Annotated in this window: 13 protein-coding genes; 8 read left to right on the top strand and 5 right to left on the bottom strand. The window is 49.4% G+C overall.

The window, feature by feature from the left end; translation table 11 throughout:
- Positions 1-4 precede the first annotated feature (4 nt).
- From ABDW72_RS19005 to ABDW72_RS18980, 6 genes are read left to right on the top strand one after another with little or no spacing between them, the layout of a single operon-like run.
- A complete protein-coding gene (locus tag ABDW72_RS19005) occupies positions 5-1,288 on the top strand; it encodes an ABC transporter ATP-binding protein (protein ID WP_347160188.1) in 1,284 nt (427 codons plus the stop codon).
- Between the two features lie 12 nt (positions 1,289-1,300).
- Positions 1,301-2,572 carry a glycosyltransferase family 2 protein gene (locus ABDW72_RS19000; protein WP_347160187.1) on the top strand — a complete coding sequence of 424 codons (1,272 nt, stop codon included), beginning with the start codon at positions 1,301-1,303 and terminating at the stop codon, positions 2,570-2,572.
- 3 nt (positions 2,573-2,575) lie between these two features.
- Positions 2,576-4,207 (top strand): glycosyltransferase, encoded by a 1,632-nt coding sequence (locus ABDW72_RS18995; protein WP_347160186.1) that lies wholly within the window; start codon positions 2,576-2,578, stop codon positions 4,205-4,207.
- Positions 4,204-5,217 carry a polysaccharide deacetylase family protein gene (locus ABDW72_RS18990; protein WP_347160185.1) on the top strand — a complete coding sequence of 338 codons (1,014 nt, stop codon included), beginning with the start codon at positions 4,204-4,206 and terminating at the stop codon, positions 5,215-5,217. Before ABDW72_RS18995 ends, ABDW72_RS18990 begins: the two co-directional genes overlap by 4 nt.
- A 6-nt stretch (positions 5,218-5,223) precedes the next feature.
- A complete protein-coding gene (locus ABDW72_RS18985; RefSeq protein WP_347160184.1) occupies positions 5,224-6,135 on the top strand; it encodes a glycosyltransferase in 912 nt (303 codons plus the stop codon).
- A gap of 4 nt (positions 6,136-6,139) precedes the next feature.
- A complete protein-coding gene (locus tag ABDW72_RS18980; protein WP_347160183.1) occupies positions 6,140-7,186 on the top strand; it encodes a glycosyltransferase family 2 protein in 1,047 nt (348 codons plus the stop codon).
- 110 nt (positions 7,187-7,296) lie between these two features.
- On the opposite strand, the gene ABDW72_RS18975 is transcribed toward ABDW72_RS18980, so the two are convergent.
- Positions 7,297-8,529, bottom strand: coding sequence for an acyltransferase family protein (locus tag ABDW72_RS18975; RefSeq protein WP_347160182.1), 1,233 nt, complete (start codon positions 8,527-8,529; stop codon positions 7,297-7,299).
- 288 nt (positions 8,530-8,817) lie between these two features.
- Between ABDW72_RS18975 and ABDW72_RS18970 the strand changes: the two genes are divergently transcribed.
- Positions 8,818-9,801 carry a glycosyltransferase family 2 protein gene (locus ABDW72_RS18970; RefSeq protein WP_347160181.1) on the top strand — a complete coding sequence of 328 codons (984 nt, stop codon included), beginning with the start codon at positions 8,818-8,820 and terminating at the stop codon, positions 9,799-9,801.
- 88 nt (positions 9,802-9,889) lie between these two features.
- Here ABDW72_RS18970 and ABDW72_RS18965 read toward each other — a convergent pair whose 3' ends face one another.
- From ABDW72_RS18965 to ABDW72_RS18955, 3 genes are all read right to left on the bottom strand, one after another.
- On the bottom strand, positions 9,890-10,780 hold the full coding sequence (locus ABDW72_RS18965) for a hypothetical protein (RefSeq protein WP_347160180.1): 891 nt from the start codon (positions 10,778-10,780) through the stop codon (positions 9,890-9,892).
- 329 nt (positions 10,781-11,109) lie between these two features.
- A complete protein-coding gene (gene purE / locus ABDW72_RS18960) occupies positions 11,110-11,637 on the bottom strand; it encodes a 5-(carboxyamino)imidazole ribonucleotide mutase (protein ID WP_347160179.1) in 528 nt (175 codons plus the stop codon).
- Between the two features lie 2 nt (positions 11,638-11,639).
- Positions 11,640-12,770 (bottom strand): 5-(carboxyamino)imidazole ribonucleotide synthase, encoded by a 1,131-nt coding sequence (locus ABDW72_RS18955; RefSeq protein ID WP_347160178.1) that lies wholly within the window; start codon positions 12,768-12,770, stop codon positions 11,640-11,642.
- A gap of 276 nt (positions 12,771-13,046) precedes the next feature.
- Here ABDW72_RS18955 and ABDW72_RS18950 point away from each other — a divergent pair, with 276 nt between their 5' ends.
- On the top strand, positions 13,047-13,670 hold the full coding sequence (locus ABDW72_RS18950; protein ID WP_347160177.1) for a MarC family NAAT transporter: 624 nt from the start codon (positions 13,047-13,049) through the stop codon (positions 13,668-13,670).
- Positions 13,671-14,113: 443 nt separating this feature from the next.
- Here ABDW72_RS18950 and ABDW72_RS18945 read toward each other — a convergent pair whose 3' ends face one another.
- Positions 14,114-14,605, bottom strand: a complete 492-nt coding sequence (locus ABDW72_RS18945; RefSeq protein ID WP_347160176.1) for a hypothetical protein — start codon at positions 14,603-14,605, stop codon at positions 14,114-14,116.
- Between the last annotated feature and the right edge of the window lie 92 nt (positions 14,606-14,697).

Here is a 14,697-nt window from a genome sequence, read left to right as displayed (position 1 = left end):
CAATATGGGAGAAGTAGTAATAGAAGTTGAAAACTTATCTAAGATGTACCGCCTTGGTACTATCGGCACCGGCTCTTTGCGCCAGGATATTCAGCGGTGGTGGACCACCTCTGTTTTGAAACGCGAAGATCCCTTTTTTCAGCTACACGGCGCAGAAGCTATTTCTGCTAACAGGGATTACCTCATGGCCCTGCAGGATATCAACTTCGATGTTAAAAATGGCGAAGTATTAGGCATCATTGGCAGTAATGGCTCCGGTAAGTCCACGTTATTAAAGATCATTTCACGGATCGTACGGCCTACAACAGGAGCCGTACGCGGCAAAGGCACTGTCAGCAGTTTGCTGGAAGTGGGCACCGGCTTTCACCAGGAACTGACCGGCCGCGAGAACATCTACATCAGTGGCTATATTCTGGGTATGAGCAAGGCCGAGATCACCAAAAAATTTGATGAGATCGTTGCTTTCTCCGGCGTGGAGGCTTTCATTGATACACCGGTTAAGCGTTACTCTTCGGGCATGTATGTGCGCCTGGCCTTTGCCGTAGCGGCTCACCTGGAGCCTGATATCCTGATAGTAGATGAGGTGCTGGCGGTAGGCGATGCCGACTTTCAGAAGAAATGCTTGGGCAAAATGCGCGAAGCCTCGCATACAGATGGCCGCACCATCCTGTTTGTGAGCCATAGTATGCAGGCTGTAAATAACCTATGCGACAAAGCGCTGTGGTTAAGTCATGGCAAAATGAAGGCCATGGGCGATGTATCTTCTATCGTGAACAAATACATTACCGGTACGCAGCAGTTTAAACTGAAACAGGAATGGGCGACCCCGGAAGAGGCGCCTGGCAACGACCTGGTCCGTTTCAAATCGGTAGAACTGATCCCGCAGCTGCCTTCGCCGGATGCCCCATTGGACATCCGGACGCCGCTGACGGTGAAATTCAAGTTCTGGAATATGACGGATGATATCCTGCTTAGTTCCGGCCTGCATCTGTTCACCTACAGCGACGAATGTATTTTTGACGTGCCCTCCCCTGCCACCCGCTGCGACAAAGGCCTGGTAGAAGGCGAGTGCGTGATTCCGGGCAATTTCCTGAACGACGGCTCCTATTACTTCTCCATTATTATTGTGAAAGACACCTCTGTAGAACTGTTTTACCTTGAAGAGTGCCTCTCCTTTGATATGGAAGACTTCCGCGACAACATACAATGGTACGGTAAGTGGTGGGGAGCCGTGCGCCCTAAGTTCCCCTTCCGGTTAAGGCAAAATGCGCCGGTCCTTCAGCAATAGTTAACAACACCCATGAACAATCATCCGCTGTACCAGATTACCCACCTTCACCTGGACAAGCAACTGGCACAGCCAGCACTTGATTTAAGCCAGCAAGGGCATTACGTGGTGTTCTGGTGGAAAGAAATTGCGCTGGGCCATCTGTTTTTAGACCCAGGCAGCACGCTCACAACTGAACTATACTATACTAAGCTGGTAGAGGCCATCACCCCTGCCATTGAGCACTATACAAAAGGCAACGCCACCGCGACTACTGCCTGGCCACAATGGCTGCAGCAACAAAATGAGCAGGCCTGGAGAGACTGGATGCACCAGGTGTTCCAGAGCTGGCTACCCGACAAGCTACCGGACAGCGTACCGGTATCGGTGATCATTTGCACCCGCAACAGGCCGGTTCAGCTTGAGAGTTGCCTGCACATGCTCACCAATCTCTCCTGTAAGCCGGCAGAAATTATTGTGGTTGATAATTTCTCCACCGGCACTACTACCAAAGATGTAGTGGAAAAATTCAACGGCGTCATTTATGTTCGGGAGTCTCACCTGGGCTTAGATATTGCCCGCAATACTGGCATCATCTATACCAAATCGCCTGTGGTGGCGTATGTGGACGACGATGTAACGGTGCATCCGCAGTGGCTCTATAGGGTATGGGAAACGTTTCAGGACCCTGCCGTAGCGGCCATGACAGGTTTGGTGATTGCTGCTGAACTCGATACCGAAGCGCAGTATATTTTTGAAACACAATGGAGCTTTAACCGCGGCTATGTGGACGTGATATACGACAAAGCCTTTTTTGATGCAACGCTCAGGAAAGGGCCACCCGTATGGAGAATAGGCGCCGGTGCCAACATGGCCTTCCGGCGAGATGTTTTTGAAGAAGTCGGTTTCTTTAATGAACTGCTGGATGTAGGTGCCGCCGGCTGCAACGGAGACTCTGAGATGTGGTATCGTATTCTGGCCAAAGGCCATACCATCAAGTATAACCCTCGGGCCATTGTATACCACGAGCACCGCAGAGAAATGCAGGGGCTTAAGAAACAGATTTTCTATTACATGCGCGGGTTTACGACGGCGGCCCTGATGCAGCAACAGCAGCACCGGCAGGCCGGCTATGCCCGGCACATTTTCCGAAAGTTGCCCAAACATTATGCGCGTATGCTGAAAGCAGGTTTTCCCGGTTATGACTACCGGTATAAAACCTTAAGTGTGGAGATCAAGGGAATTCTGTCAGGGTTGGCCTACTATTTCATCAACAGGAAACATCCTAGCAACGTAAAGCGCTAACCAATGGCTACTGCGCAACAACAGGCAGCGTTGCCACTGGTGTCGGTCATTATTCCGTGCTACAACCATGCGGTATATCTGCCGGAAGCTTTTGCCAGTATCTGGCAGCAGCACTACCCCGCTGTGGAAGTGATCGTAGTGGACGACGGCTCTACCGATAACACCAGGGCGGTAGCTGAAGCGGGTGCCGGTATCCGTTACATCTACCAGGAGAACCAGGGCTTATCTGCGGCACGAAACACGGGTATCCGCCACAGTAAAGGAGAACTGCTGGTGTTTCTGGATGCCGACGACTGGCTTTTACCGGGTGCTCTGCATACCAATGTGCGCTACCTGCAGCAAAACCCACAGTTGGCCTTCGTGTCCGGTGCGCATGACAAAGTGTTTGTAGATGAAGGCGTGGTGAAGGAAGAGATACACGAGGTGCCAGCAAACCACTACCAACAGCTGCTGCAGGGCAACTACATCGGTATGCACGCCACCGTTATGTACCGGCGCTGGGTGTTTGATGAGCTGCAGTACGATGTGTCGCTCCGCTTTTGCGAAGACTATGACCTATACCTGAACGTTGCCCGGAAGTATCCGGTGGCACATCATACGTATAAAATTGCCGCTTACCGGCTACATACAGCCAATATGTCGGCAAACATCCCGCGGATGCTGGAAACAGTGTTGCAGGTGCTCGACAGACAGAAAGACAGGCTACGATCTGCGGCAGAAGAACATGCGTACAAAGCAGGCCATAGGGTATGGAAAACGTACTATAGCAAAGAAATTTACAGGAAGCTGCGCCGCAGGAAAATCCCGGCATCCAGCGAAATCCTGATGACACTCCTTAAAAACAAACCATCCTTATTTTTGAAGTATATGGCAACGCAAGGCTCCTCGAGTATCAAATCCATTGTGAAGAAGAATACCCCGGCTTTTGGCCTGCGGCTCCTGCAGAAAATGGGACTGCACAAGCCCCGCATCCCGGCTGTTGGCCAGGTAGAACTTGGCGATTTTGGCCGTACATCGCCTTTCAGCAAGCAGTTTGGCTACGACCGCGGGGGCCCTGTGGACCGTTATTACATCGAGAACTTCCTGCGGGCAGAAGGCCCAAGTATAAAAGGACGCGCACTGGAGATCGGAGATAATGAGTATACGTTGCTGTTTGGAGGCGAGCGAATCACTCAAAGCGATATCCTGCATGTGGACGACAGCAATCCGAAAGCTACATTTGTAGGCGACATCAGCCATGCGCCGCAACTACCTGACAATACCTTCGATACGATTGTGCTGACGCAGACACTGCACCTGATCTATGATTTCAGAGATGCTTTGGCAACCTGCCACCGCATTCTGAAGCCGGGCGGAGCCCTGTTGCTGACAGTACCAGGCATTACCCCTATTGATCACGGTGAATGGAAAGAAACCTGGTACTGGGCCTTTACCGACAAAGCCATGCGCCGCCTCATGTCCGATGCTTTTCCGCAGGGTGATGTAACGGTAAACAGCTATGGCAATGTGTTTGCCGCTACCGCTTTCCTGTATGGTATGGGCCTGCCCGAAGTGCCCGTGGCGAAACTGGACCACCACGATCCGCATTACCAGGTTATCATTACTGTAAAGGCCGTTAAAGCCCCTGCCGTGTGAGAACAAAACTGCGCGCTTTGCTGAAAAAATACTTCGAGCACCAGGCGCTGGTACTGATGTATCACCGTGTGGCTATGCCCGCTTCCGATATCTGGGGTATTGCCGTTAGTCCGGAGAACTTTGAACAGCACCTGCAGGTGCTGCAGAAAACGAAGAAAGTGATCCCGGTAAAGCAACTCGTAGAAGACATCCGGAACGGATATGTCCGGAAAAACAGCGTGGCCATCACGTTCGATGACGGTTATGTTGATAATTTCACGGTAGCCAAGCCGCTGCTGGAGAAGTATAAACTGCCGGCCACGTTTTTCATCACTTCGGGCAACCTGGGCCAGCAAGCGGAGTTTTGGTGGGATGAACTGGAGTACCTGATTCTTTTCTCAGCGCGCCTGCCCCGCCAGTTCAGCATGTCTATTAACGGAAATGACATCAGCTTTGACCTGCAACAGGAAGCAGAGCTAGACGAAGCACTCCGGCAAAAAAACAGTAACTGGGATGCCTGCAAGGATGCGCCTCCTACTGTGCGTGCTGCCCTCTTCCTGGAAGTATGGCAGCACCTGAAGCCTCTGCCTCATACATTACAACAGGAGATGCTGCAACGTATCAGAGCGTGGGCTGGGGCTTCCGTCTCTGCCCGGGAAGACTTTCGAAGTATGACAGAAGCACAGTTAAAGCGCTTGAGCAAGCACCGGCTGTTTGATGTAGGCGCACATACCGTCTCGCATCCGGCGCTGGCCTTTCATGATAAAGCTTACCAGCAACAGGAGCTACTGGAGAATGCCCGTTTGCTGAAGCAGGTGACCAGCGTGAAAGCTGCAGTGCTGGCTTATCCGTACGGCAATTATAACAACGTAACGGCAACTATAGCTGCCGAAATTGGCTTTGCCGCAGCGTTTACCACCGAAGAAAAGCCAGTCACCAGGCATTCGCCCCGCTTCCGCCTCGGCCGTATACAAGCCCCTAACTGCTCCGGTCCCGAATTCGCTGCCCTGCTTAACAAACCGTTTAAATAAAATTCCATGCCTGCCACCACCTTACCGCTTGTTTCTGTTGTAATTGCTTTTCTGAATGAAGAGAAGTTTCTGGAGGAGGCCATCACCAGCGTCTTGCACCAGGAGTATACCCACTGGGAACTGCTTTTGGTAGACGACGGCTCTACAGATAACAGCACAGCCATTGCCCGGCAGTATGCCACCATGTATAAGGATCAGGTATTTTACTGTGAGCACGAGCACCACCAGAACAAAGGCTTAAGCGCGAGCCGCAACAGGGGCATCAGCCAGGCAAAAGGCGAACTGATTGCGTTGCTGGATGCCGACGATGTATGGCTATCCGCCAAGCTGGCGCAGCAGGTCGCTATTTTCCAGCGCCACCCGGGTATTGCTATGGTGGCAGAGGCGTCAAGTTATTGGTATAGTTGGGCAGATGCTTCTAAAAAGGACGTGCTGATTCCGGTGGGCGCCCCCCAGGACAAAGTATTCCAGCCTGCCGAACTGTTTAACTACCTCTATCCTCTGAACAAAGGTGCGGCTCCCTGCCCCTCCGGCCTGATCATGACCAAACAGGCTATCACCAATGTCGGCGGCTTTGAAGAATCGTTTACTAAAAAGTTTCAGTTGTATGAAGATCAAGCCTTTTTAAACAAAGTATACCTGAAAGAACAGGTGTATATTTCCTCTGCCTGCAACAACCTGTACCGCCAGCGCCACGGCTCTATTGTGCAGTGGGTGCATGCCGATGGGCAATACCATGCCGTACGCCAGCACTTCCTGGAGTGGTTTGAAGCTTACCTGCAACAACAGCAGGCAGAAGTTCCGGCAGTGAAGCAACTGTTGCGCCAGGCTCTGCATCCGTACCATCACCCGACCTTATACTACCTGACCGATACTTTCCCTGCCCGGCTCAGGCGCATTTTTAAACGCATCCGCTAACCTGATGGCAAGCACTACTACACCCAAAGTTACGGTGCTGATGCCGGTGTATAACTCTGCCCGGTTCCTACGCGAGGCGATAGATAGCATCCTGCAACAAACCTTCACCGACTTTGAATTCCTGATTATAGATGATGGCTCTACCGATGAAAGTATAGCCATTGTGCAGTCCTATACCGACCCGCGCATTCGCTTTCTGCAGAATGCGCGCAACATGGGCATCTCGCCTACCCTGAACAAAGGGATAGCGTTGGCAGCGGCTCCCTATATCGCCCGCATGGATGCGGATGACATTAGCTACCCAGACCGCTTGCAAAAGCAGTACAACTACCTGCAGGCGCATCCGGATTGTGCCATGGTGTCCTGCCTGGTGCGGGTAATTACGGAGGATGGCCGCTTTGTGCGGCAGGACCTGTTTCACAGCCAGTACTTTTACTACAACCTCACCTTTATCTGCTGGATTTATCACCCTACGGTAATGTACCGCAAGGATGCAGTGCAGGAAGTAGGGATGTATACGGCGGCTTACTCGGAGGATTTTGAATTGTTTTGGCAGCTCTCGCGCAAGTATAAATTCTACAACCTGCCTGAGGTGCTGCTCGACTACCGACAGACCAGCCAAAGCCTGCACCAAGTACTTCGAAAGCAGGAGTATGCCGAGGCGCAACACGCACAACTACTCCGAAACTTCCGGTATTATGCCGGCGAGAACTATACGATCCCAGAAAGCTATCTGGAGTGCCTGCAGCATAACTTTAAGCCGCTGCTGGCCGAGAAAAGCCCCGGCAGCGTGGTGGCCTGTATCCGGGAACTGGACTTTTTGACGCAGCAGATTCTGGCCAAAGAAAACGTGAACTATGATGCGGCAGCCATAAAGTTGGCCGCCTTTTACAAGCGCCGGTTCATTGCCCGCTATTTTCTTAAGCACCTGCCTGCTTACCAAGGCGTTCCCCTGTTCATCCGGTTAGGTTACGCCGATGACCTGCTCAAAAAGCTCAAGAAAAAGTTGCTAAAAACAATCCGTAGAAGTCCAGGGGCAGCATCAGCCTAGTATAAAACCACTCCTGCTTTAAAATCAGTACAGCTCTTGTTATAGCCAATATGGTAGAACAGAAAAAGGCACACTGCATCACACAGCATGAAAGAGAGATATCTTTGCTGCTATCGCTCTGCCGGAACTGGCGTTTCGCCTAACGAGGCAGGCAACTGGTTGTTTCCCACCTTAGCAGATGGAGTAGTTAGTGCAGGCGTTGCCTTTTTGGTATAGATAAAGAAGCGCTTCAGGTTGTTGATTGGCTTTTCGAGCAAATACCAGGACGCAGTGGCAAACAGCACCGAGAGCACCAGGTAAATAGGGAAACACACCCAGGGCTGCACCAGAAACTCTGTGATACGTGACATGCGGATGCCGCCTAAATGGTGTATATGTTTGGTTACTTTATCATAAGCCTCCCAAAACAGGAAAACTGCCAAAATGTGGTAGAGGTAAATGCCATAGCTGATCTTGCCCAGGTAGAGTACCACCGGATGCTCCAGCACTTTGCCAAACAGGTTCTTATAGCCAATGTTAGCGCCTTCGATGATAAACATGGCAAACAGCGACACGAACACCCGATCCGCGACAATAGAAACAGCAGGCATAGCCAGGAACAGTGTACCGATCCACACAGGCAGCGCGATAAAAAACACTTTTCGCCAGAGGTGTTGGATAGAACTGCCATAATAATGCTGGTAAGCAAGCAGCGCGCCGAAACCAAACCCATCCAGGCAGGTAGGCGTGAGCACCAGCAGCGTCACGTTTTCCATGGCTGGGTTATCCAGCACACTAAATAGAATGATGCGTGAAAGAACACCGCAGGCAATAATGGCAAACAGTACTTTGGGCAGGTGCCGGTTAGGTGTAAGCAGAATCACCCACGGCCACAGGATGTAAAACTGCTCCTCTACGGCCAGCGTCCAGATATGGGCTGTCAGTTCGCCCCATTGCTGCGAAAAGAAGATCTCGTAATTGGATACATAAAAAAAGTAAGTGGACGCATGCTCCCGCACATAGCTTGCCGCCGGAATCAGCAGCAGGATACATAAATAGAAGTAGTAAGCCGGAAAAATACGAATGGTACGCCGCATCAGAAACACTAGCCCGATCTTGGGTTTGCTATACCCCGCTGCTAGTCCCTTATCTTTGCCTGTTAACAGAATTTTAGTGATCAGGTAGCTGCTCAGCACAAAGAAGAAAACCAGCAACACACCAATATCCAATATCCGGCCAATAAGTTGATACATTGGCAGGAAATGATAGAACAGCACGGTCAGCACAGCAAAAAATCTAAGCCCGTCCAGTTGCGGCTTATACTGTAAAATTGCAGAAGATTTTTTGTCAAGTGAAGTGGACATGTGTGTATCGTTCGTGTGAGTCGCTCCGGGATATCAGATACTGACATTTTACTTACTTTAACGCTGTTTGGTTTAGATTCTTATTATATTTATTTGACATTTACTATATAGTCATACTTATACTTAACTCTTCGGTCCAAAAGACGTATCTTCTGGCAGGTAAAACGTGGCGGCTTGCTTCTAACATCAGCACCAGTTTGCTACCTGGCCCTTTATCCCGATCAGCAGTATAAAGGCATTACTTTGCGTAGGCCTTCCCCGTTAAAGCAAGGCATCTGAATTTACTTTATGCACTACATTCCCTCCTCTCCTCCCGAGATTAAACCTGTACCGGCCGGCGTAGCGCGCCCGCTTTGGTCAGTTATGATTCCGGTGTATAACTGCTCGCAGTATTTGGCTGAAACACTGGAAAGCGTGCTGCAGCAGGCTCTACCTTTACAGGACATGCAAATTGAAGTGGTAGACGACGCCAGCACGGATGCCGATGTAGCTGCATTGGTAAACCGGATTGGTCAGGGAAGAATTACCTATTTTCGCCAGCCACAGAACGTGGGCAGCCTGTGCAACTTCGAAACCTGCATTAACCGGGCAAAAGGCCAGTTGGTACACCTCCTGCACGGCGATGACAAGATAAGGCCCGGGTACTATAAAAAAATGGCACAGCTTTTCGCGCAATACCCGGAAGCAGGCGCGGCCTTTTGCCGGTTCAATACTTTTGACGAGACAGGCGATATTTACCTGCCCCAACCCGAGCGGCCGGAAGACGGACTGTTAAGCGACTGGCTCCTGCGCATTGGTGCGCGGCAGCGAATACAGTATGCGGCTATAACCGTACGCCGGGAAGTATATGAGAAGCTGGGTGCCTTTTATGGCATGAAGTATGGCGAAGACTGGGAGATGTGGGTGCGGATTGCAAAGCATTATGCAGTAGCATATACGCCTGAAGTGCTGGCTGACTACCGTAAACATACCAGTTCTATTTCAGGCCAAATGTTCCACACGGGGCAGTATCTGAGAGACATGATGCGGGCCATCGCACTTATACAGCAGCATTTACCAGCGGCGCAGCAACCAATTGTGCGAAAGAAAGCGACAAACTACTATGCAAACTTTGGCTTTAAAATAACCAAAAAGCTGTGGAAACGCACCCACAACAAAAAAGCGGTATTAGAGAACCTGCAGCAGATACTACAGATGCATCCCGGCCCTAAACTTTATGGCAAAATTGCGCTATTATACCTGCAAGCTAGTTTCAACGAACAGCGCAAGTAAGCCTGCTGCTGCAACTGCAACCCAGGTCTGTTACTCGTACAGCTACAACCTACCGGCAGGTTAAGAGCGCTTTAGCAGTCAGCTACGATTAGTAGTAGGCTTCTAGGTATTCGAATACTTCCTTCTCTCGTTTTGCATGCAGAATTCTGGCGCCCGACAAAGCCGGAAAGATCGTCTCGAATTCATTGAAGTAGTGCTCAATGCCGCGCTTGGAGAAAATGATGTTGGTGCCGCCAAAATAGCTTGCCAAAGCAGCCGTGCCGCCATGCACAGATATAAAGTGACTGCAATTGGCATAGATTAGCAGCTGCAGGTGGTTAAAGCTGTTTACCTCGTGCTTGTGCGCTTCATACAGGTCTTCCATCAGCAGCACCTCGGGGTGTTCGCTTCGGATAAGTGCATGTTCCTGAAGGTCCAGAATTTCGCTATTATCTTCTACAATATGTTTTGCTGGTGGCCTGTTGTAGATGATCTGGTATTTGTCTTTATACGCGGCAAAAATGCTGCTTAGTGTCGGGTAATCGAAGTAGTTGATCGGAGCGCCGTGCCACTCCACATTATACTTATTAGCAACAATCAGCAGCGGCTTTGCAAAAGTAAACCTGTTATTTTTAAAGTGATTTTTAAGCGGTACCTGGGCCCATTTTGTAAAGCAAACCGAATTGCTGTGGGTCATGTTGGGCACACCAAAGGGGTTGTATTTTGCCTTCCATACCCGGTAATCATACTTCTCTTCGTGATTTTCGCTGAAGAAGTAGAAGTCTTTGGTGTCGTAACAGGATATTGTTTTTTTCAGCGTCCCATTTAAATGATGCCAGTAAGCAAAAGGAAGAACAAACGTTAGCTCCTGCTGAAATTCCTGCTGAAATTCTATTACCTTATACTTGGGTTTCAGCACATAATCGTTCACAAAGAACCGGGCTTGATATAATCTGCTATAGTAGTTATCCCGAATATACCGGCGTAACTTTATATGCATGGAGGGGTAATTTACAAGCGTAACTACATACAACAACTTCAAAAAAATCCTCTGCATACAAGTGCCGCTTTTGATAACCCTGGTAAAGTTTTTTTAGATTTGGTCCAGCTTGGGGCGTATAAATATAATAAATTCTTAATATATAAATCAGAATTTATATAAAGTTCCTAAAAGATTAGCCCTGGAATAAGCCGTCCCCCTTTACTGCTGCTGTTGCTGCAAAGTTTTAAAATTGAGCAGTAAATTTAGGCCGGCCGGATTTTATACTAAAATCAGCCATTAAAAGAAAACATTTTATACTTGCCGGCTGCTTTCTCCTGCGCCACTTTTTAGTCCAGGTCCCGGTCGCCACGGCGAAGCTCTTCTACAGAGCGCATTACTTTTTCTTTCAGGCTGTTTTTATACTTCTCCAGCTTGTCAGCCACAGCGGCATTGGCCGTACCCAGGATCTGGGCAGCAAGGATACCAGCATTCTGCGCCCCGTTCAAGGCCACGGTTGCAACCGGAATTCCTCCCGGCATCTGCAAAATCGATAGCACAGAGTCCCAGCCATCAATCGAATTGCTCGACTTAACGGGTACGCCAATAACAGGCAAGGTTGTAAGCGAGGCAACCATACCCGGCAGGTGGGCAGCGCCACCGGCACCGGCAATAATCACTTTTAACCCTTTCTTGCGGGCTGTTTCGGCATATTCTATCATGCGGTGCGGTGTGCGATGGGCCGATACAATCGTCAGTTCGTAAGGCACTCCCAAGAGGTCCAGTATTTCCGCTGCCGCCTCCATTACGTTCAGGTCTGACTGGCTACCCATAATAATGCCGACAAGCGGCTGCGTGTTTGTAGTTGCTTCCGGCATGGTTATGCTTTTACTTTAATTATGTTTTTAACGGTGGCCGCACGCTGCTGTGCCTCCTCCAATGTTTGTCCTAATACGGTTACATGGCCCATTTTGCGGGCAGGGCGAGTATACTTTTTACCATACAGGTGTACGTAAACGCCGGGCACTGCCAGCGCCTCCTGCAGCCCTTCATACTTCGCTTCGCCATCGAAGCCGGGTTCGCCTAACAGGTTCAGCATTACGGCCGCACTTTGTATTTCAGTGGAGCCCAGCGGCAGGTTCAGTATAGCGCGCAGGTGCTGCTCGTATTGCGAGGTATAGTTGGCTTTAATTGTATGATGGCCGCTGTTGTGCGGACGGGGCGCTACCTCGTTCACCAGTATCTCTCCTTCGCGTGTCAGGAACATTTCTACTGCCAGGATGCCTACCATGTTAAAGGCTTCGATAACGCGCGTTGCAATCTCGATGGCATGCCGTTGTAATTTATAGGCAACCTGAGCCGGTGCAAACAGCGAATCTACCAGGTTGTGCTCCGGATGGAAGCTCAGTTCTACTACCGGAAAGGCCGTTACTTCGCCATTAGCGTTGCGGGCAACGATCACCGAAATCTCTTTTTCAAAATCAACCAGCTTCTCCAGCACCGACGGCTCTTCGAAAGCCTTCCCGAAATCTGCTGCGCTAGCTAGGCGTGTCACGCCACGGCCATCATAGCCTTCGCGCCGCAGCTTCTGAAAGGCTGGCAGAAACGGTTCGTTCTCCTGCAGTTCCTGCTTATCTTTCAGTAGCATGAAATCAGCCGAAGGAATGCTGTGCTTCCTGAAGAATTCCTTTTGCAGGCCTTTGTCCTGAATAGTGCGCACCGTTTGCGCATCAGGGTATACTTTTACACCCTCCTGCTCCAGCTTTTCCAGTGCTGCGGCATTCACGTGTTCAATCTCTATTGTTAAAATGTCGCACTGCTTGCCAAACGCATATACGGTATCAAAATCGCGGAAGCTGCCTACAAAAAATTCGTGGCAGCTATCTTTACAAGGCGCGTTGGTATCGGGATCTAACACCAAGGTATACAGGTTAAAATCGAGGCCAGCCTGCAACAGCATCCGCCCTAACTGCCCCCCGCCAAGTATACCCAGCTTTATTTCTCCTTTCATGTATGATAAGTTTTGGATGATCATTTCTCAAAAATACGCATAATGTGCAGAGTGACATAAAACTATCGTTCTTTAACATCGCTCTTCCGGCGCTTTATACTTATACTTAGCAGGTTACGCCGAAAAGATCAGCAGCAATTTTGAAAGGAAGAAGCACCCGTTGCTATCCATCAGCTGCCTGTAGGCTACAACCTTTCTGCGCGGGCGTAGTAAAACTTTGCTTTGCATCACAAATAAGCTATATTTAAAACAAACCTATCGTTCCACAATTTACTTATGGAGATTATACTTGCCACCTTTACCGCTTTGTTCTCTGTTGTAAACCCGTTTGGGGCTATGCCTGTGTTTCTGACCCTCACGCAGGACGACACGCAGGAACACCGGAACCAACAAGCGCTTAAAGCCTGCATGTATATGGTGGGGATTCTGGCGGTTTTCTTTCTGGCGGGGCAGTATGTGCTTAACTTCTTCGGGATCCGCATCCAGGACCTGCGCATTGCCGGTGGCCTGATGATCATGCGCGCCGGATTTGATCTGCTAGCCCCCGGAGCAAACAAGAAAAAAATTGCACCGGATGTGGTAGAAGAAGGCCAGCTGAAAGAAGATATTTCGTTTACGCCGCTGGCAATGCCCATGCTCTCCGGCCCCGGCGCCATTGCAATTAGCATCGGGCTGTTCACCAAATCCCTTTCTATTCTGGACATGGCCATGATCCTGGTAGGAATTGTATTGCTCGCTATCGTCAGCTACATTGTGCTGCGCTTTTCGCACCAGCTGACGCGCTACATGGGCAAATCCGGCCTGGCGGCACTCTCCCGCATCATGGGCTTTATCGTACTCTCCATTGGTGTCAACTTCATCGTGTCAGCACTCACAGCGCTGTTTTTTACCGAGCGGTAAGTTAGTGCGATACCTTTAAGGTGTTGGTGAATTCATGATCTGGAGACATGGGAACCTGGAGGTGCTTTTAAGAGGCAACTCACGCTGCATCTATGATGATATTCGGAAATCTGACATTATTGACGGTGTATGCGCCTTGCTGTATAGATTCAACAAAGTATGAAGTAGATGTCGTTGAGCTTAAATCATGCTGCTTCAGAAGTTTCAACAACTCACAAACGTTAATGAAAGCCAGCTTCATGTAAGCCGTCTGTATTCAGCTTTGTGTATGCATCCGTGTCTCTAAAACCTCCTGATTCCCTCGGCCAGATCCGTGATGAGCAGGTCGGCCATCAGGTTATGCTGGGTAGTGCTGTTTAGGGTCTATGTAAAACATGAATGGCAATGGCTAAAAATTGATGCGTTTCTTAGCCACTGCCACTGCTTTTCTCCAAAGGAGTTGTTCATTGGGCATGAATGAAGCTATCACTAAGTTTGACATTGTAGACAGTATACTTATCTTTCTCCTTCTCGTTAGGCTCAACGAAGTAAAGGTTATACTTATCATTGAACTTTAAGTCATACTGCTTTAATAGCCTGACCAATTCATCAAAGCTGATGAACTCCAGTTTCTTATAAGCCGAGTCTGAGATAACTCTCATGGGCTCAGAAACCTCACCCACCTCAGGATTATTATGTCCTAAAAAGGAAATCCAGCCTCCTGGATGACAGGTGCATCTTATCAAAAAACCGTATCCCGTAGATTTACGCGTAGTTTTGATAGTCACAGTACGCTCATATACCTTCTTATTATAATCAATTTTTTCCTTATCCAGCTTGAAATACAGGTTTTTCTTAACTTGCTCTTGCCCCTGTACGCTCAGTCCCCACAAAAGCAGGAGGCAGAGCAAGAAGGCCATTTTTAGCTTTTGCATTATTTGTTTAGTTACAGCCATCTGTAGTGCTTTGTTTTAACGTGAACTCGGAAATTAAACGGGTAAAAATCAGCATTTTACACAAACAATAAGGCTAAGGAGCAGGTAGAATA

The sequence above is a fragment of the Pontibacter chitinilyticus genome (assembly GCF_039748935.1).
Taxonomy (GTDB): domain Bacteria; phylum Bacteroidota; class Bacteroidia; order Cytophagales; family Hymenobacteraceae; genus Pontibacter; species Pontibacter chitinilyticus.
This window is presented reverse-complemented; position numbering and strand designations above follow the sequence as displayed.